The sequence below is a fragment of the Paenibacillus sp. FSL M7-0896 genome (assembly GCF_037975415.1).
GTDB classification, from domain to species: domain Bacteria; phylum Bacillota; class Bacilli; order Paenibacillales; family Paenibacillaceae; genus Paenibacillus_AQ; species Paenibacillus_AQ silagei.
Map to the genome: position 1 here is coordinate 1,459,622 of NZ_CP150250.1, position 18,657 is coordinate 1,478,278.

The following is an 18,657-nucleotide window of genomic DNA, read 5'->3' on the forward strand; positions in this document are numbered from 1 at the left end:
GTGCAGCAATGCTGCTTAATTGGAAGTGGTGAGTTCGGCCCATCACAGTTCATCTAATTAGCCGGTCCCAGACAGAAGTTAGTCCACAGCCAGCAGCTAATCTCCACATTTACCCACTCCAGCCCGTTATTCCCAAGCGGGCATTGGCACAGGTGCGCGGGGAGGGAGGGGCTGCGGGTAGAATGACTTTATCTGGTTAGCTGGAGGGGAAGCGCATGTGCTATAATGGCAGGAATTCGAACGGCGGTCAGTATGGCCGGTTGCCGCAGATGAAATAGATCTGAAGTCCATAGCCGCCCCAGAGCCGCCTTGGACGATATGTATATGAAGCGGCCGGATGCGGCCGGGTATTCTGATGGTTGTGGAGGAGGTTGTCGAATGTCCCGTTCCTGGTATCGCCGGTTGCTGCTGTCTTATTTCCCTATATTTTTGCTGACGGTGACGATTCTGATCTTTGCCTCATTTGTGTTTATTAATGATATCTCCCGGACGGAGACGAAGAAGGCAGACCGCATCTCCGCCAGCTATCTCAGGGATAGTGTGGACCGGACGATCAAGGAAGCCGAGCTGTCGGTGCTTGATGCGGTAGAGCGGAGCGAGGTCTACAAACGTTATTTCAATACGCAGAGCCAGCCGGACCAGGCGACGATCTATGCGGTTGCCCAGAGTCTGCGCAATCTGATACAGGAATCCTCATATATCCAGTCGGTGTATTTGTATGACCGGGTGCGTGGAAGCGTTCTAACCGATACGGGGCTGAAGGAGCTGGAGGGATTCGCCGATGAGGACTGGATCAGGGCCATGACTTCGACTCCGGCAGTACCGGAAGGCTGGCAACCGGTCAGGGATTATCATTCGGGTCTGTCCCAGCGTACAGAAATTCGTGTGCTGACAACCAATAAAGCAATGCCGCTTCCCTTCGGCTCCGGGGGGATACTGGTCATTAACATCAAAGTGAGTGCCCTGGAGCAGCTCATCGACAGCATGGTTAACCAGCAGCTCTCGTTCATGACTATTCTGGACGGCAATGGCAACACCGTGTACCAGGCCCATTCCGATACGGAAGGTGCGGCTGACGGCAAGCTGCTGAACACACTTAAGCTGGAGAGAACCGGCTGGACGTTCGAGAGCGGAATCAAGGCGGGGAATCTGTTCAGTTGGGTCTCTGTGATCTCTTATCTCTGGGTAGCGATAGCGGTGGGGACCGTGGTCTGTGCGGTATTGTATCTGATCTATGTCACCCGGCGCAATTATAAGCCGATCCAGGTGATTATGAACCGGATTGAAGGCCATCAGATCCGCACGATGGATCAGTCTACCGACAGGCCGGACGAGATGATGCTGATTGACGGCGTGCTGGAGAATCTGATTAACCACATGACCGATTATGATACCAAAACCAGGGAGAACCTGCTGCTGCAGCGCAGCAAGCTGTTCACCGATCTGCTGCACAGCGAGCGGCTGGAGCAGGTGACCCGGCGGCTGGAGGAGCTGTCTCCGCTTACCGGTGCGAATGCTTCCTCGCGCTTCATCGTTGTGCTTGGGGAGATTAACCGCTATGAGCAGGTATTCGAGGACCGGTATACCCGGGGGGATCAGAATACGCTGAAGTTTGCCCTGATGAATGTATTTCAGGAATTGGCACGGAATGCGGAGCTGCAGGGATGGGCAGAATGGGTGGGAACCGAACGCGCAGCGATTCTGTTCCTGGCGACTGGCAGCGATCAGGAGATGGAGGCCAAGCTCCGGGTCTTCGCGGAGGATTGCCGCTCCTGGGTTGAGCAGAATCTGCGGATCTCGCTCAGCTTCGGTATCGGCTCCGCTGCCGCCGGGCCGGGGATGATCCGGGAGTCTTATGCGGCAGCCGAATATGTGATGCAGCACAAGCTGCTGATTCATGAGGATATCGTCTTGGCAGGCAGCGGCGAAGCGCGCCAGCCGCTGCTTGAGACGTATAAATATCTGCAGATGATTGCTGAATTCGTGAAGTATTTCCGCATGTCGAGCGGCCAGTGGCGGGAGCAGCTGGAACGGATCTTCGAGTCGTTTGAACAGGATTTCCTGAAGGACGAGGATATCCGTTCCCTGATCCAGGCTATGCTGCAGATGCTGAGCCGGGAAGTGGCGGTGATGTCTGAACAGCTGCAGGACGAGCTGTCGGCAGAGAATGCTGAGGTCCGGCTGAAGCAATTGGAGGAGGCCGAGGCGCTCTATGAAGTGAAAACCATTCTATTCGAATATGTCACCGATCTATTCCGCACCTATGTCTCTGCCAGCGAAACGAAGAGCTACCGGGCCATGGTCAATGAGATGAAGGATTATATCGAAGAGAATTTCACGAATCCCGATCTCTCGCTGAAGCATCTGAGTGACCGGTTCCAGGTCTCCGGCAAATATGCCAGCTATCTGTTCAAGACCGAATTCAAAATGAAGTTCGTGGATTTCCTCACCGAGCTGCGGATGAAGGAAGCGGAGCAGCTGCTGATAGATACGGATTGTTCCCTCCAGGACATCGCACTTCAAGTAGGGTATGCGAATGCCATTTCGTTCGGAAGAGTCTTCAAGCGGATTGCCGGCATCACGCCGGGCGATTACCGCTCCTCCAGACGCCGCGAAGCAGCCTCCAGATTGGAGCCGCAGGACTAGCGTAAGCTGGGGAAATGAAGGAATTCCGTTTGATGGTGAAGCATGGGATTCATCTGCCGCATTCGTGTAAGGTCCAGGCCGCATTTCTCTTACGCCAACCTCTGAACAAGGGGGGGCGAATAGCGATGCGGCCTGTGTTTTTGCTGATATGAAAGCGGTTTATTGTACGAAAATCGTTGGTCTGATAAACCGGATGTCCGAATTCAGGCGCTTTATCGCATCCGAAACAGGTTTATTGTCAGACCTCCGAAAGTTATGGAATACTGTGGTCATCCCGCAGCAGCAAGCAGCCTTGAAACACTGAGGCCGGCCTACATGAACGGGATGAACGAATAAGACATACGGGCATCATCAAGCTCGGGGGTATCATGAAGTCACCATTATAGCCTGCTAAGGCGAGGGAGATGGAACAATGACAGTGAACGTAAACCAAAGAGTTCTGAAGAAGGCAATCGGCATCGGCTTGACCGCAGTAATGGGAGCTACTCTGCTTGCAGGCTGTTCCTCAGACGGTAAATCGAATTCGGCAGCCGGAGGTACAGACGCACCCGGGAAGAGTGCGGAACGCGTAACCTTGAAGGTGGAGATCTTCGACCGCGGTAAAACGCCGAAGCAATACACCATTACCAACAACTTCGTGTCCCAGATGATTCAGAAAAATTTCGGTGATCCTAATAATATCAATGTAGAATTTGTCCCGGTGCAGCGTTCTGAAGAAGTGACCAAGTTGAACGTATTGATGGCCAGTAATACGGATGTGCCGGATATTGTCTTCACTTATGATTCCAGTGTCTTCTACCGTTACGCCCAGCAGGGCGGGTTGACCGACGTAGGTTCCTTATTAGAGGAGCACGGCCAGACGCTGAAGAAATTCATTGGTGACGAGACGATGGCCTTCGGCCAGCTCGACGGCAAGCAGTTCGCTATCCCTGGTAAACGGGCGATTACAGGCCGCTACGCTTCATACATCCGCCAGGACTGGCTGGATAAGCTGGGGCTGCCGGTACCGAAGAACACCGATGAGCTATACACTACTTTGAAAGCGTTTAAAGAGAAGGACCCGGGCGGTCTTGGCAGCAAAACCATTCCGATGGGCATGTCCCTCGGCTCGGCTCAGCTGGAGACCCTGATCTACTCCTTCATCAAGCCGATCAGCGGCGACCTTACTTACAGCCAGCGCTACGAGCTGCCGCTGCATGAGGGCTTCAAGGATGCGGCACAGTTCCTCAACAAGCTCTACAATGAAGGGCTGGTCAGCAAGGACTTCAGTCTGGATGAAGACAAAGCCCAGGTATCCAAGGATATTCAGAACGGCAACGTCGGCTTCTGGTCGGAGGATGTGGATAGTATGTTTTATGCCGATGGCACTCTTGATAATCTCTACAAGAATGTGCCGGGCAGCAAGGTGCTGCCGGCGGATATCCTCACCAATGCCAAGGTGGACAATAAATATATCAAATCCCGCTATGCCTCGAACGGCATGTACATCATGATCCCTAAGAGCAGCAAGCGTGCGGTGGAAGCGGTGAAATATCTCGATTGGATGGCGACTGGCAACAACCTGATTGACATTTACAACGGTGTTGAAGGCGAGAACTATGATATGGTGGACGGCATCCCGGTCGTTAAGGCTGATGTTTCCCAGGAATTCCAAGACCGTCTGTTCACTTCCGGGGACACCGCGATTATCTCCAACGGTAAGAACCTCGGCGATCAGGCTACCAATGAGAAAGCCTGGGTTCTGGGCTTCCCTGCCAACAATCAGGAGGTGCTGAAGCAGTCCATTGACATTGCCAACACAGATACTGTGGGTCCTATCGTCTTCGGCAAGCCGATTGAATCGGAATCGAAATACGGCACTACGCTCAGCGACAAGCTTAACGTGATTATCGTGAAGACTGCGATGGCGAAGCCGGATCAATTCGATACTATTTTCGAACAGGAAATGAAGGACTACATGTCTCTGGGCGGAGACAAGCTGAAAGCGGAGCTGGAGCAGGCGCTTACAGAGATTTCAGCCAAATAAACTAAAAAAAGTGAAAACCGGGGGGAGCTGGCATGCTGCTCTGCCCGGTTTTTTCTCCATAGGAGGAGAGGAACTTGAGCAAAGCGTCTTACATCAGAAGGTATTGGCAACTATACGCGCTGCTTTCACTGCCCATTATGTATTTCCTGATTTTCCGCTACGGCCCGATGTACGGGGTGCAGATTGCCTTTAAGGATTTCAACCTGTTCCAAGGCATCAACGGCAGTGAGTGGATCGGCTTCGATGCGTTCCGCGAAGTGTTTGGCATGAAGGAGTTTTACAGCAGTCTGCGCAATACGTTTATGCTGAATTTTCTCGATTTGATAGTGTCTTTCCCGGCCCCGATTATTCTGGCTATTATGCTGTATGAAGTGAAGTCGGTATGGTTCAAAAAAATATCACAGACCCTCCTCTACATTCCCCATTTCATTTCCTGGGTGATTATCGGGGGTATCGTCTATCAATTGTTCGGCAACCAATCCGGTATGGTGAACGGTGTACTGGAGAGCATGGGGCTGAATCCTATTCCTTTTTTGACCGAAAAAAATCCATGGCTGATTACCTACCTGTTCACGGGTGTCTGGCAAAGTGCCGGCTGGGGGACCATCCTGTATCTGGCGGCGCTTACCGGTGTCAACCGCGAGCTGTTCGAGGCTGCTGAAGTGGATGGGGCTACCCGGATGAAGAAGATCTTCTACATTACGTTGCCCAGTATCAAACCAACCATTATTACCCTGCTCATTCTCAACCTGGGGAAAATGGTCAGCATCGGCTTCGATCGTCCTTACATCATCGGGAATACGGCAGTGCGCGAATACTCCGATGTGCTTAGTACCTTCGTCTACCGGATTGGTCTGGAATCGGGCCAATATACGCTGGCAACTGTAGTTGGATTGTTCCAGGCGGTGGTTGGACTGGTGTTCATCCTTGGTTCCAATTATATATCGAAAAAAGTGACCGGCGACGGCATTCTATGATTATACAGAAAGGAGGCGGAGTACGATGAGTGAACGTACCTCTAACCGGATATTCGATATCGTTAACGTTACCTTTATTGCGCTGTTCGTGCTGTTCTGCCTGGCTCCGTTTATACACGTTATTGCGGTGTCCCTCAGCTCCACGCGGGCCATTACTTCCGGGGAAGTTACGATTTTCCCGATTGAGCTGAACTGGAAGGCGTATGTGCAGGTCTTCACCGACAATGCGATGATCCGCTCGCTGATCTTCACCATTATTTTGACGATTGCGACTACGGTATTATGTATGCTTTTCACCGTTGCAGCTGCTTACCCGCTGACCAAAAGCAAGCTGAAGGGCCGTACGATGTTCATGTACCTGATCATCATCACCATGTTCTTCAGCGGCGGTATTATTCCTGAGTACCTGCTGATCCGTGATCTGCATATGATCGATTCTGTCTGGTCGCTGATTCTGCCCGGTCTGGTCAGCCCGTTCAACCTGATTATCCTGATCTCCTTCTTCCGCAGCATTCCGCCGAGTCTGGAAGAATCGGCCGAGATTGACGGCAGCTCGCATATCCGCACCCTGCTCAAAATCGTTCTGCCGTTATCCATGCCGGTTATGGCAACACTCGCGCTCTTCTATGCGGTGGGACGCTGGAACGGATTCCAAGATTCCCTGATGTATATCAATAATCCCGATCTCTATCCGCTTCAGCTGAAGCTCTTCCAGATGGTTCAGAACAACATGATCACTGAGCTGACGAACCTGGAGGGGGCGGCCCGCACTAAGCTGCCGCCGGAGAGCCTCAAGGCCGCTACTGTCGTCTTCGCCACGGTACCGATTCTGGTCGTCTATCCTTGGCTGCAGAAATATTTCGTCAGTGGTGTTATGCTGGGAGCTGTGAAGGGCTGATTGATATTACTTAGGCGTTGCGAGAGGAGAGACGGTCGTGGAGGATAAGGGAGAATTCTCCTTCTCCACCTGCTGGAATATGAGACGTCATTCTACAGGTGATGGATTACTTAATGAGATCCGGGAGCTGGGGTTCCGCAGGGTGGAGCTGAATTATAATGTGACGGAGGAAATGCTGGTTACCATCGAGCCGATGATTGAACGCGGGGAGATCGGTATATCGAGCGTTCATAATACGTTCCCCCATGTCCCGGACCCTGACTACGGCACGGATTCGGTCCTGCTGGGCTTCGAGGACAAGGAGAAACGGAAGCGGGCGATAGACCTGCTGGTTCGCTCGGCAGAGTACGCTCAGCGTTACGGCGGCGAAGCCGTGGTAGTGCATCCGGGCGAGGTACCGTTCCCGTATGATATCTCCGGGGAGCTGGAGCAGATCTACGAGGGGCAGGGCAGGGATTCGGCAGCTTACCGCAGCAAATGGGCGGAGCTGATGGAGCGGCGTGAAGCGTATAGTACAGGCTATGTGCAGACCATTATCGAGAGTCTGGACGAGGTGTGTAACCGCGCGGTGTCCAAGGGGCTGAATATCCGCTTCGGCATCGAGACCCGCTCCAAGCCGCAGCAGATTCCGACACTGGCGGAAGCGAAGACGATCATCCATGCCTTAAAGGGAGCGCCTGTCGGCATCTGGTACGACACGGGTCACGCTATTCTGATGGACCGTCTGGGCCTGTATGACAGTATAGGGGAAATGGAAGGGCTGATGGATGATATCGTCGGTGTCCATATTCATGAGACGATCGGCCTTGCCGACCACTGGTGCCCTTATGTGAACAGCGGAGATCCGGATTTCTACGATGCCTATCTGCCGATGATTGAACGAGCGCAGGTCAAGGTGTATGAGCTGAAGGCGGCCTGCCGCCCGGAAGAGATACATGAGAGCCACCGTCTGCTTACAGCTAAGCTGGCGCGCAGGGGATAGGCAGAAGGCGGATGGGAATCAGAGAAATCAGAGAAATTAGCCAGAGAGCTTCCCGCAAGGAGGAACCCTAATGTATAAGCAATTGGTAGAGAGTAATGACAGAGCAGTAGAACAGGGAATCCCCCGGCAGGTGCTGGATCAGAGCAACCTGTATTATGGAGGAACTCTTGATCCCCATACGGGGATTGCCTGGGTGAATCACACCACTGGTACCCCGACGGATATGTGTTACTGGGGTGCGGCGCTGGTGAACCCGGATTCGAAGTATTACCGGGATGAGGAGCTGCTGGAACGGCTGAAGCTGGCGACGGAGTTCGTGCTGCGCTTCCAGCATCAGGACGGCTCTATCTCCCCGGGCTGGACGAATTATCATTCGCCGCCGGATACGGCCTTCGTTGTGGTCGGCTACGCGCAGTTATATCAGCTGCTGGCGAAGCAGGAGTGGCCGCCGCTTCAGCCGGTGCTGGACAACATGCTCCTGTTCCTGGAGCAGTCCCTCCCCGTAATGCTTACGGGCGGGGTCCATACTCCGAATCACCGCTGGGTGATGTGCGCGGCGTTAGGGTTTCTCTATGAGCTGTTCGGCAAAGAAGAGGCCCGGCAGCGGGCGGATGAATGGCTGGCAGAAGGAATGGACATCACGCCGGACGGGGAATGGACCGAGCGGAGCAACGGCATCTACAGCGCCGTAAGTGATATTATGCTGATTCATGCAGCCCGGCTGCTGGATAAGCCGGAGCTACTGGAACCGGTGCGCCGGAACTTGCACATGATGGTCTACCTTGTTCACCCGTCCGGCGAAGTCGTGACCGATTATTCCGGGCGGCAGGATCTGGGGGTGCTCCATGATCTGTCTCCTTATTATCTGCCGTATGCGATCCTTGCCCGTTCGGACAAGGATGCCGTGCTGGCCGGTATGGCGGAATGGGCCGGACGCTCCTTGTCCAATCCAGGCGTCTGCTCGGTGAACGCCCTGGTACGTATGCTGCTGGAGCCGGAGCTGCAGCAGCCGCCGGAGGCTACAGCAGAGCTGCCTGTGCAGTATGAGCAAATCCTGAACGGTGATTTCCTGCGGGAGCGCTATCTGCAAAGAATGGAGTCGGCGGGTCACCAGGGACGGATCTACCACAGCCGGCTGCATACCGACTTCGGGGCGCCTGTGGCCCGGCTCAGAGACGGGGCGACCAGCGTGACGCTGATTACGGAGACGCCTTCGTTCTTCGCGATGCGTCACGGTGCTGTAAGGCTGCTGGCCGTGCAGCTGAATACCAGCTTCTACCCCGGATTCGTGCCGATGCAGGAGATGACCCGGCTGCCAGAGGGCTACCTGCTGAAGGGCGTGCAGAAGAAGGGCTACTACGGTCCGGTGGAGAGTGCGCTTCTCCCGCCGGAAGCGGGTACGGCTGTCAGTCCGTGGTATCTTTTGCCGCATCAGAGCCGTCCGCTGACCCATGAACAGACGTTGTCTGTGGAGACTGAGGTACACCGTACGGAGACGGGCTGGACTATCCGGCTGCACTGCGCGGAGCCTGCCCAGGTCCTGGCTCAGTTGTCCTTCAAATTCGGCTGGGAAGGTAACTTCGCTTCAAGCGAGCTTCCGCCAGCGGCTCAGGACAACTTCACCCTGGGAGAATTGCAGGCAGTGGACGAGGATAACTTCCTGTGGAGCGGCGGACAGATTCGGTATACTTCTGGCGGAGAGTGGATCGACCTGACGGGCGGCGAAATGGCCCATCTGGGCAGAACATCCCCGGAACCCGGCCCGCCGAAGAGCTACAAAACCGTGCAGGTTAACCTGGTGACCCCGTTTGATAAGACATTTACGCTTACACTGTCTCCTGCGCAGTAGAGTTGGCAGGGTTTGAGATAGGATTGAGTGGGCGCTGACATGTTCACTTGGACATGCGCAAAGACACCAGCATCTTCGGAGGCTGGTGTCTTTGGCGTGAGGATACGGTTGGCACAATGAGGTGCATTAGTGCACCTGATTTCGGGGAAAGTTGGCGGCAGGTGCGGACTGGAGTGGTTAACCGCTTCTATCTACTTATTGTAAGAGTAATTGGGAATTTCTATTTCCCTGTTTTTTTATCATTTAATAGATTATTTCCTATTTTATGACTTTTATCATAGTTGTCCATCAGGAAAAGTTTTACATTATTTACAAGTTAGTAAATGCAACTCTATCAGTCCTGAGGAGGATGAGGGCGTATGAGATTGTCTAAGTATAACTACAAACACAGATTAAGCGATGATGTTCTGCTGATCATGAATACATTAACCGGCGCTGTAGACTTGGTTGAGCCTAAGGTAGCCCGTGTTCTTTTTAATAGAAGCTCTGATACATCTGCATTAAACGATCTGGATCCGGAAACGCGTACCCTGCTTAAGAGCAGAGGGTATCTCACGGATATGAACGAAGAACATTATGTCCGTGAATCACTTGAAACCCACTACCGCTCTCATCCGGCCTTACAATTCACAATCTGCCCCACATACAAATGTAACCTCGCCTGCCCTTATTGCTTCCAATCGGACATTCACCAGGACTCGCCGACGCTTGACCTTGCACAGATTAATGAGATATTTCAGGCGATGGATCAGATGGTGCATCTGAAGCCTGAGGCGGCCGTCCAGTTCGAGCTTTTCGGGGGCGAGCCCTTCCTGGCCCGTAATCAATCTCAGGTGGAGTATATTTTACAGCAGGCTATTGAGCGGAGTTGGCCTATTCTCTCCATTACGAACGGTACCGAACTCGGTGCGTATTTCCCTTTTCTGCAGAAGCACTCGGCGCATTTCCGCCATATGCAAATCACACTGGACGGCCCGAAGGAGATCCACGACCAGCTGCGTAAATACAGGAACAACAGCGGCAGCTATGATCTTATCTGCTCAAACATTACTTTTCTCCTGGAGCACCATATACCCGTAACCGTCCGAATCAACACAGGCCGGGAGAATGTCCGGCATTTGCCGGAGATGTTCGCCGGGTTCGAGCGGCTTCAGTGGACAAGCTCACCTGATTTCTCCTGCCAGATTGCCCCGATCAATGATAATTTCAATACGGGGAAGGTTGCCGGCTTCCAGCCTGAATCTGATCTTCTGAAGCAGCTTCATTTACTCTTCCCGGATTGGGAAGCCACCCGGCGCAGGTATAAGGTCAGCCTGGGGTATTTCATGGAGAAGAAGCTGCGGATACTCCGCAAAGCTATGTTTGACACAGACGATGACCACTATTACTTCGATCTGTCCGGCTGCAGTGCTTCAAAGCGTCATAATCTCGTATTTGGTGCAGACGGGCGGCTGTATCCGTGTGTTGAAACCGTCGGATTCCCGGATTATTCGATTGGAAGCTACCTTCAAGGGCTGCATTTGGATGAAGAGAAGTGGCAGAGATGGCACCGGGATATCGTGGTGAATGACAAATGCAGACACTGTAATCTTGCGCCTCTCTGTGGTGGCGGCTGCGTACTGAAAGGAAGCAGAGACGGGGAATTACGGGATTTCGAATCGAACTGCAGCGATACAAGGCAATATCTGAAGACCTATCTCGATCTTCACCGGGACCGTCTGCTCGAAAGCTATTGCCAGTGAACACCATTACCCTGATGTCAAGGTATTTACCTTGCCATAAATATTCTTAGAGGAGAGGAGGTAATGTACATGAAATCACTGACGAAGAACAAGGATCTCTGGACGAATCTCACAGCCAAAGACCTTGAAGAAATTACGGTTCCAATGGCATGTTGCCAGAAAGCATCCATTCAAATCAACAATCCTACCAAAAAAGCCATCTAACAGCATCCTTATATTTGGGAAATAGCGGGAAGCGCATCCTTATGCCTTCCCGCTGTTCATACCAGGGGGGATAGATATTGTATATTTCAGAATATATTCTTACGTATCGCTTAAGAAACGGCCGTCATCTTATCTTCAATTCCCTGTCAGGCGCAATGGATATTGTGGAAGAGCATATCAGCCAGTTCCTCCAGAAACAACAGCCTGTTGCCTATACTCTCACCGCTGATGAAGAACAGTTTCTGGCCGGCAGAGGTTATCTGTACAGGGAGCGTGAAGAGGAGCAAGCCCTGATCCGCCGGTACAAAGAATACCTGGATCAGCATGGATCGGGTGACATTTCCTTTGTGTTCTGTCCTTCCATGACCTGTAATTTGAAATGTGTCTACTGCTTTGAGCCCCAAGAGATCCGCTCCAGCCATGAACAGATGACTGAAGATCAGGTGCAGGCTGCCTTCCTGGCCATGGATCAAATCATGCAGCAGCAACAGTCTGCCCGGCATCATTTTGTTATTTTTGGCGGGGAACCGCTCCTGCCCCTGAACCATTCTATCGTCGGACTTATTCTTGAGCAGGCCAAAGCTAGGGGAATTACAGGAACGGTCATATCCAATGGGGTGTTCCTGTCACACTATCAGGAATTGCTAGAGCCTTACAAGGACATGCTCAGAATCCAGTTAACCATAGACGGCCCCCAGGCGGTTCATGACCGGCGGCGGATCACCCGGGCCAATGAGGGAACCTTTATGAAAATAACCGCTCAGATTGACTCCTTCCTGGAGCATAATTTCGACATCGCTATTCGTGTCAATCTGGATGGTGAGAATATAGAGCATCTGAATGAACTCCTGGATTTCTTCCAGGAACGGCAATGGAATGCTTACCCTAACTTCTCGGTTTCACTGTCTCCCGTTGAGAATTATGCAGGGAATTCCGCCCCGGGCCTGCTGCCCAGCTATCAGCTCACGGAATTCATCAAAGTGCATGTGCCAAACGATAAACTAAAAAGGCTGAATGTCGTATTAAACAGTGATCTAACCAGACTCTCCCTGCCGTTCGAGCACGTGCTGGGAACAGGCCTCGCTAAAGATAACTATTTCCCTAACTATTATTTTTGTGAGGCGGCCGGAGGAAAAACATTCACCTTCTCGCCGGACCACCAGGTCTACCCTTGCACCAGTATTATAGGTAATCCCAAATGGAGTCTTGGAACGTATTACCCTCAGCTTAAGCTGGATGACCAGAAGCTGGCGCTCTGGAAGGAACGTCATGTCTTGAATCAGCCGGAGTGTAAAGGATGCAATATCGCTTTTCTATGCTCCGGGAATTGTCCGGTTCAAGCCGACCGAACCACCGGTTCGATCTTAGGCGCCTACTGCGGAAATGTGAAGCGTGACCTTGACAGCCATCTGGAGCTGCTGAATGCTTCGTTCACCGCCTTAAGTTAAATCTTCTCCTACGTGAGGTGACTGGGAAATGATTCAATTGATATGTCCGCCCTATAATGCAGCTGTGGATACCGTTGATCCTCCGCTCAACCTGCTTGTGCTAGGCGCTGCACTTCTTGAAGCGGGGTACGGGGTATGTCTCACTGATCTGGCATTACTCTATTCAGGCACCAGCCATTTCGATACAGCAGCCCTTGCCGGTATTGCCCGATTAATCATCGGCAAGCCCTCCAGAGTTCTCGGATTCACGGCGATGTGCGGCAATTATTCGATCGCACTGAGAATTGCGGAGGAATGCAAACGGCTGGACCCGGACAGAATCATTATTCTTGGCGGACCCCATGCGAGCTTCGTAGCGGCTGAAACCTTAACCCATTTCCCAGCGATAGACTATATCGTTGCCGGAGAAGGCGAGCTGACGCTGCCGGAGCTGATTGCGGTCCTGGAGTCGGGCCATCCGCTCTCAGAGGTAGAAGGAATCTGCTTCCGTGAAGAGGGGACAATCCGCACCAATCCGCCGCGGCCGATTCTGAGGAATCTCGATGATACGCCCTTCCCTGCCTTTCATCTAATCGAGGATATTGAAGCTTATTTTACCACTCCGGAGAGCCGGTTTTTTCCGGTTGAGGCGGGACGCGGCTGTCCCTTTAATTGCAGCTTTTGCAGCACCTCGACTTTCTTTTCACGAAAATACAGAACTAAAAGTCCTGCACGGATCATCGCCGAGATGAGATACGTCAGGGATCGTTGGGGAATCACCCATTTCAGCTTAACGCATGATAATTTCACGGTTAATCAGAAGTTTGTCAGACAATTCTGCCAGGAGCTGCTGGATTGCAGCGAGCCCTTCACCTGGAGCTGCTCCTCCCGGACGGACCACGTCAATATAGAACTGTTTGAGGTGATGATGCAGGCTGGATGTAATGGCGTCTTCTTCGGGATTGAGAGCGGCAGCCAGCCCATCCAGCAGGTCATTGGCAAAAAGCTCGATCTGAACCAGGCTTATGAGCTGCTCCGCGAGCTTCATCGGCTGGGTCTGTCATGTACGGCTTCATTTATTACCGGATTTCCCGAAGAGACAACCGAAGACCTTAATCAGACGCTGGATATGATTGTCCGGCTGCTCTCCATAGGAATAGCGGATGTGCAGCTGCATCAACTGTCCCTTTTTCCCGGAACCCAATTGTTTGACGCAGCGAAGGGCAGCCTGGTGCTGGACGAGCAGTTCTGGAGCACGAACGATATGAACAGTGATTTCCAGCTATCCGGCATTGAAAAGAACTGGATTGCCAGCTACCCGCAAATTTTCAGCAACTATTACTCCTTGCGGTCTGTGGATACACACACTCTGCACAGGATCAGAAAGCTCTACTACCCGCTGGCCCGTTCGTTCTTCCGCACCTTGTATTATCTCAATCATCTGGCGGCTGTTCCATACACCCGTACAATCGATTATGTCTCTGCCAGGCTGGATATGCATGAGGCAACACCGCCGGAAGCGGAGCTGGCCCTCATTCTTGATGAGCTGGTGCAGGGTCTTGTGCCGGAAACCGGGCGGGTCCTTAAGGACTTCCTGTCTTATGAGCGTGCGGTGATGGAACTGATGCAGCAGGATACAGCTCCGCAGGACACAACTGCTATGAAGCCTGTCAAAGTGATGCAACCGCACTATTCCATCCCTGCGCTGAAGCTGCACAGTCCCCTTCCTGCAGAGCTTGAGCTTGCGGAAGGGCATGAAGATTGGATTCTGCTGGTGCTGGAGAGCGCACCGGCTCTTGAAGGGCGCAGGCGCTACGTCCGGGTGATGAGCATGGACCCTTTAAGCATTGCTATTATTCAACAGATGGAGGACGGGAGCGACTTCAGGACGGTTGTACACAACCTGGCGTTAGAGAATCCTTTTGCTGCCAGCGAACAGGATCGGCAGGAATGGATCAGCCGGGTGTACGACCATTTCCATACGCATGAATTGCTGACTTCTTAGGGTGACAATACCGAAAGAGAGGGGGCCTTTCCTTGTGGAGTATGCTGAAGAACGGAGTGTTCCGACGGTTATGGTGCACGCAGACCTTATCTTCTGTAGGAGATGAGATCAGGAACTGGGCCATCCTGTTCTGGGTATTTGCAGAAGCGGATCAAGCTGTCTTTTACCGGACGGCTCTTTTGTTTGCCCAGATGCTCCCGGTCTTTATCATGGCTCCTCTTGCCGGAACATGGGTTGACCGCAGGAAACCAAAGAAGGTGCTGCAGGCGACGCTGGTGATCCGGGCCGCGATGTCTTTTGTACTGGCCGGATTGATCTGGATGGAGCAGGTTCCGCTTTTGCTGGTCATGCTGGCCTTCACCTGTACGGTTCAGCAATTTTTTCAGCCTGCCATCAGTAAATTAACGGTCACAGCCGTGGACAACGAGGATTACGGTACCGCCAGTTCCTCTGTAAAGACGGTAGATACGCTGATCAGTCTTGCCGGGCCTGCAATCGGAGCCTTTGTCTACCAATGGTGGGGGGCGTCAACTTCTTTAATTGTGGACGGCTTTTGTTTCATCGCAGGCAGCCTGTTCATTCTGAGTCTTAAGGTGAGCCCGGCCCCCCTGGCAGCACCCTCCGATTCCGGTCCGGCAACCTCCTTTTGGGTGGATGTCCTGGAAGGCTTCCGGTATATCTTCGCTTCTGCGCTCACCAAACGCTTATTTATCATGTTGGCGGTAATGGGGGCGTGCACAGGGGCGATTAATCTGTTAAATATATATTTCGTAGTGAAAGAGCTGCATTTAGACCAGAATTACTTAGCCTGGGCAAGCACCGCCGGGGGCATCGGTATGTTCGCGGGGGCGCTCGGTCTGAACCTGCTTGGGACAAAATTCAAAAATTATGTGCGAATCAACATTTGGGGAGCAGCGGTCATGACTCTGGGGCTGTTGCTGCTCACGCTCTCCTTCGGCGCTTGGTCCATGCTGCTCAGCCGTGTCATTATCGGGATTGGCATATCCCTGCTGAGCATTACGCTGTCGACTCTGTTAATGACCTATGTTCCTGAGAACCTGCTCGGACGCGTCGGTTCCGTGTTTGAAGGCGGTCCGCTGGCGACCAATATGCTGTCTTATCTATTCTTCGGATGGTTGTATGTGTACACTGGCGCCAGATTGATCTTCGGCATCTCCACTATGCTGTTCTTCATGGCGTTTCTGCTGGCCCTTAGCCTTCAGTCTGTACTCTCCCCGGCCCGGAGAGTCCGTGCCGATCAGCAGGAGTTCATCAGCCCGTCCCAGTAACAGCCTAACCCGGGATGTACCGGCGGGATGACAAATGAGGGGCATAGGTGCACCTGATTTCGGGAGAGGTACTAAGACTAGCGCCGCTTTTTACTAATTACGTTACGTTCCCTGTTCACGAAGATTTTGATCTTATGAGATTAGTCACTGTTAAAACGGAACGTATGTTCTATTATGACGGAGATAAATTTCTGGAGGATGATTATTATGTTGGAGCAAATTCAGTTTCTGATTGAAGCCAAGAAAGCTACTTATGCAGGCAAAGGTCCGCAGGGACAATCCTCACGGCCAGCCTCTCATGATTTGGAGTTCATGCGCGGGAACCTGAAGTACATAGATACCTACCTGGGCGCAGAGAAGTTTGCCGGACAAGAAGCTTTGTGGGAGGATGACAAGCCGTTCTGGGCGATGAATTACATAGGGAGAGTAACCGCAGCAGGCTTCAACCCTGATTTTCTGAAGGCTGCTCTGCTCCGGGTCCCGGAAGAGAAGCCCTTTCGTGGACCGGAGCATTATTCGGAGGGTCAGCACAGCTATAAATGCTCCGTAACCGGAGATTTCTCCTGGTTCAGCGGGGTGGAGGAGATTTGGACTGGAGAGACGAAAGTGTATGAATGTGTGTTCCATGGCGGAAGCGTTAAAGAGTAGCCCATTCAGACGCAGCAAGCGTTCCCCCTAATCCATTTCACCACAGAAGCCTCCCAGGCTGCTGCTTCCCGGCAGTCTGAGAGGCTCCATGATTCTATCCGTCAGTCTCCCCCACCGCCACCAGAATCACCGCCACCAGAATCGCCACCGCCTCCGAAATCGCCTCCTCCATGGCTGCTGTGACCTCCGCTATCCCAGCCTCCGTGGCTGCCGTGATGATGATCATGTGAATGATTCCCGTGGTGATGACCATGATGATGGCTGGCACCGCTGTGCCCGTCCGTGCCTGGATGGATTTTATGTGGGCTGTTTTCGTTGTAGCTGCCCGCATCGGCTCCGGTACCTGTGATAAAATAATGATCTCCAGAGTGAGAGCGGGTTCTATTGCCGTAATTTTTGTACCGCGCATTACGATTACTGCGATTAATCAACTTCACCGCAACGAAGATAACTGCTCCTGCGAATAGTAAGCTTCCCATCATGCAGAACCTCTCCTTATAACCAAATGTAAGATTGCCCTCATAGCTGAATCATACCATAATTCTGGAAACTACTTGAAATGCTGCTTGAATTGTCTCGGGGTGAGGCCGGTATATTTCTTGAATACCTTGGTAAAATAGCTCTGGTCGTTAAAATGCAGACGGGTAGCGATATCCGACAGCGTGATACCGGGCAGCTGGATCAGACGCTTGGCTTCTTCGACCCGCTGCTGCTGGATGTAGTCGCTGATGGCGGTTCCAGTTTCTTTTTTGAACAGCTGGGACAGATAACTGGCACTCATTCCGGCGTATTCAGCCAGCCTGCCGAGTGGAAGCTCCTCATACAGATGATTGTAAATATAATTCCGGCACCGGTCGGAGATGCGGGAATGTCTTGCGCTGCGGCTGCCCTCCACCTGATCGGCAAAGTCACAGAGTGCGGCCAGCATAGCCCGGTCCACCGCCGGAATATCACGGAGCTCCTCAATATACTGGATATGGAAGTCGCTTAGCGTATAGGCAATCTCCCAGAACAGCCCGCCTTCAATCGCCGCGCGGGTGGCCAGCGTGATGGAGGAGACAGCCAGATTTTTTTTGCTGCGCAGCTGGCTTTTGCGGGACAACCTTCCGAAGCTCTCCTCGGCAAAAGAAGCATGGGTCCGCAGCAGCCCCGCCTTGTCCCCATTGGTAATATAGCGGAACATTTCGCGTTCCTGCATCGGGTCATGGTGCAGCCATGTATGCTCGCGGCGGTAGGACAAGTCCAGATCCGGGCTGTCGTCCGCCGGATGCAGCGGTTCCGCCAGCGGACCCGCCGCCAGCAGCAGCTCCGTTACGGACAATGCCTGCCCGGTGACAAGCGTGTAGAGCAGCAGCGCCGCATGATACCAGCGCTTCCGGCTAATTATAGGCAGGTTGCCGTAATACTCTAGCCAGCTTGCCTGCTGCCCGGGCGGGATGTTGTGGTCGCGCAGCAGGTTGGCTGCATTATCACCGGTAACAGGTGCGTTCAGCGCCGGACCGGTGACGATGGCACCGTCAGCGCCGGGAAGCTGGAGAATAATGAAATTCTCCAGGAAGCCAGTTGTGTGCAGATACGGCAACGCGGGCGAGGCCGCAGCAGCAGTTCTGCCCGTCACCGCGTTAAGCGTCCCGCCTTCAACTGCTGTCCTGCTACTAACTGTACTAAACGTCTCGACCGTCTCCATGTTAAGCTTCCTGCCCGCCGCCGCTCCTCCGTGCCCCCGGACAAGCTCCATCACCTCAACCGGCAGGCCGCCCGTTCCCTGAACGGAAGGGCGGTTTAGTGCAGTCGGTCCCAGGGCTAGACGGGGCGCAGCCGCTTCATCAACCCGCAAGACCGGGACCCGGTAAGCTTCGTAGACCAGCTTGCAGATGTACTGTATACCGTCGTCATTCCCGATTCCCTTCACCATAGGCCGCCCCCTTTTTTGTCTACTTAGAATACCAAAAATCGAATGAAAG

Annotated in this window: 14 protein-coding genes; 12 read left to right on the plus strand and 2 right to left on the minus strand. The window is 53.0% G+C overall.

Annotated elements, in window-relative coordinates; genetic code table 11:
- Positions 1-378 precede the first annotated feature (378 nt).
- The 12 genes from MKY12_RS06165 to MKY12_RS06220 all read left to right on the plus strand — a co-directional run bounded on the left by MKY12_RS06165 (position 379) and on the right by MKY12_RS06220 (position 16,693).
- The gene (locus tag MKY12_RS06165; protein WP_339313193.1) at positions 379-2,646 is read left to right on the plus strand and encodes a helix-turn-helix domain-containing protein; all 2,268 of its coding nucleotides are present in this window, start codon (positions 379-381) and stop codon (positions 2,644-2,646) included.
- A gap of 412 nt (positions 2,647-3,058) precedes the next feature.
- The gene (locus tag MKY12_RS06170) at positions 3,059-4,672 is read left to right on the plus strand and encodes an extracellular solute-binding protein (RefSeq protein ID WP_339313194.1); all 1,614 of its coding nucleotides are present in this window, start codon (positions 3,059-3,061) and stop codon (positions 4,670-4,672) included.
- A gap of 137 nt (positions 4,673-4,809) precedes the next feature.
- Positions 4,810-5,649, plus strand: a complete 840-nt coding sequence (locus MKY12_RS06175; RefSeq protein ID WP_235191891.1) for an ABC transporter permease subunit — start codon at positions 4,810-4,812, stop codon at positions 5,647-5,649.
- A gap of 25 nt (positions 5,650-5,674) precedes the next feature.
- A complete protein-coding gene (locus MKY12_RS06180; protein ID WP_339313195.1) occupies positions 5,675-6,547 on the plus strand; it encodes a carbohydrate ABC transporter permease in 873 nt (290 codons plus the stop codon).
- Positions 6,548-6,626: 79 nt separating this feature from the next.
- Positions 6,627-7,529, plus strand: coding sequence for a TIM barrel protein (locus MKY12_RS06185; RefSeq protein WP_076076924.1), 903 nt, complete (start codon positions 6,627-6,629; stop codon positions 7,527-7,529).
- A 70-nt stretch (positions 7,530-7,599) separates the two neighbouring features.
- Positions 7,600-9,378, plus strand: a complete 1,779-nt coding sequence (locus MKY12_RS06190) for a hypothetical protein (protein WP_339313196.1) — start codon at positions 7,600-7,602, stop codon at positions 9,376-9,378.
- A gap of 359 nt (positions 9,379-9,737) precedes the next feature.
- Positions 9,738-11,120 carry a radical SAM protein gene (locus tag MKY12_RS06195; protein WP_339313197.1) on the plus strand — a complete coding sequence of 461 codons (1,383 nt, stop codon included), beginning with the start codon at positions 9,738-9,740 and terminating at the stop codon, positions 11,118-11,120.
- Between the two features lie 63 nt (positions 11,121-11,183).
- Positions 11,184-11,324, plus strand: coding sequence for a hypothetical protein (locus MKY12_RS06200; RefSeq protein ID WP_339313198.1), 141 nt, complete (start codon positions 11,184-11,186; stop codon positions 11,322-11,324).
- A gap of 77 nt (positions 11,325-11,401) precedes the next feature.
- Entirely contained in the window at positions 11,402-12,772 is a 1,371-nt protein-coding gene (locus tag MKY12_RS06205; RefSeq protein WP_036725742.1) for a radical SAM protein, read from the plus strand.
- A gap of 28 nt (positions 12,773-12,800) precedes the next feature.
- Positions 12,801-14,756 (plus strand): radical SAM protein, encoded by a 1,956-nt coding sequence (locus MKY12_RS06210; protein WP_036725741.1) that lies wholly within the window; start codon positions 12,801-12,803, stop codon positions 14,754-14,756.
- 41 nt (positions 14,757-14,797) lie between these two features.
- Entirely contained in the window at positions 14,798-16,045 is a 1,248-nt protein-coding gene (locus tag MKY12_RS06215) for an MFS transporter (RefSeq protein WP_339314804.1), read from the plus strand.
- A gap of 207 nt (positions 16,046-16,252) precedes the next feature.
- Entirely contained in the window at positions 16,253-16,693 is a 441-nt protein-coding gene (locus MKY12_RS06220; protein WP_076079734.1) for a DUF5680 domain-containing protein, read from the plus strand.
- A 94-nt stretch (positions 16,694-16,787) separates the two neighbouring features.
- Here MKY12_RS06220 and MKY12_RS06225 read toward each other — a convergent pair whose 3' ends face one another.
- The gene (locus tag MKY12_RS06225; protein WP_339313199.1) at positions 16,788-17,102 is read right to left on the minus strand and encodes a hypothetical protein; all 315 of its coding nucleotides are present in this window, start codon (positions 17,100-17,102) and stop codon (positions 16,788-16,790) included.
- Positions 17,103-17,243: 141 nt separating this feature from the next.
- The gene (locus MKY12_RS06230) at positions 17,244-18,608 is read right to left on the minus strand and encodes a helix-turn-helix domain-containing protein (RefSeq protein WP_339313200.1); all 1,365 of its coding nucleotides are present in this window, start codon (positions 18,606-18,608) and stop codon (positions 17,244-17,246) included.
- Between the last annotated feature and the right edge of the window lie 49 nt (positions 18,609-18,657).

Excerpts from the sequence above, each read along its gene's own strand:
- MKY12_RS06165 (WP_339313193.1), top strand. The coding sequence starts at position 379 with ATGTCCCGTTCCTGGTATCGCCGGTTGCTGCTGTCTTATTTCCCTATA.
- MKY12_RS06170 (WP_339313194.1), top strand. The coding sequence starts at position 3,059 with ATGACAGTGAACGTAAACCAAAGAGTTCTGAAGAAGGCAATCGGCATC.
- MKY12_RS06175 (WP_235191891.1), top strand. The coding sequence starts at position 4,810 with ATGTATTTCCTGATTTTCCGCTACGGCCCGATGTACGGGGTGCAGATT.
- MKY12_RS06180 (WP_339313195.1), top strand. The coding sequence starts at position 5,675 with ATGAGTGAACGTACCTCTAACCGGATATTCGATATCGTTAACGTTACC.
- MKY12_RS06185 (WP_076076924.1), top strand. The coding sequence starts at position 6,627 with ATGAGACGTCATTCTACAGGTGATGGATTACTTAATGAGATCCGGGAG.
- MKY12_RS06190 (WP_339313196.1), top strand. The coding sequence starts at position 7,600 with ATGTATAAGCAATTGGTAGAGAGTAATGACAGAGCAGTAGAACAGGGA.
- MKY12_RS06195 (WP_339313197.1), top strand. The coding sequence starts at position 9,738 with ATGAGATTGTCTAAGTATAACTACAAACACAGATTAAGCGATGATGTT.
- MKY12_RS06200 (WP_339313198.1), top strand. The coding sequence starts at position 11,184 with ATGTACATGAAATCACTGACGAAGAACAAGGATCTCTGGACGAATCTC.
- MKY12_RS06210 (WP_036725741.1), top strand. The coding sequence starts at position 12,801 with ATGATTCAATTGATATGTCCGCCCTATAATGCAGCTGTGGATACCGTT.
- MKY12_RS06215 (WP_339314804.1), top strand. The coding sequence starts at position 14,798 with ATGCTGAAGAACGGAGTGTTCCGACGGTTATGGTGCACGCAGACCTTA.
- MKY12_RS06220 (WP_076079734.1), top strand. The coding sequence starts at position 16,253 with ATGTTGGAGCAAATTCAGTTTCTGATTGAAGCCAAGAAAGCTACTTAT.
- MKY12_RS06225 (WP_339313199.1), bottom strand. The coding sequence starts at position 17,102 with ATGCGCGGTACAAAAATTACGGCAATAGAACCCGCTCTCACTCTGGAG.
- MKY12_RS06230 (WP_339313200.1), bottom strand. The coding sequence starts at position 18,608 with ATGGTGAAGGGAATCGGGAATGACGACGGTATACAGTACATCTGCAAG.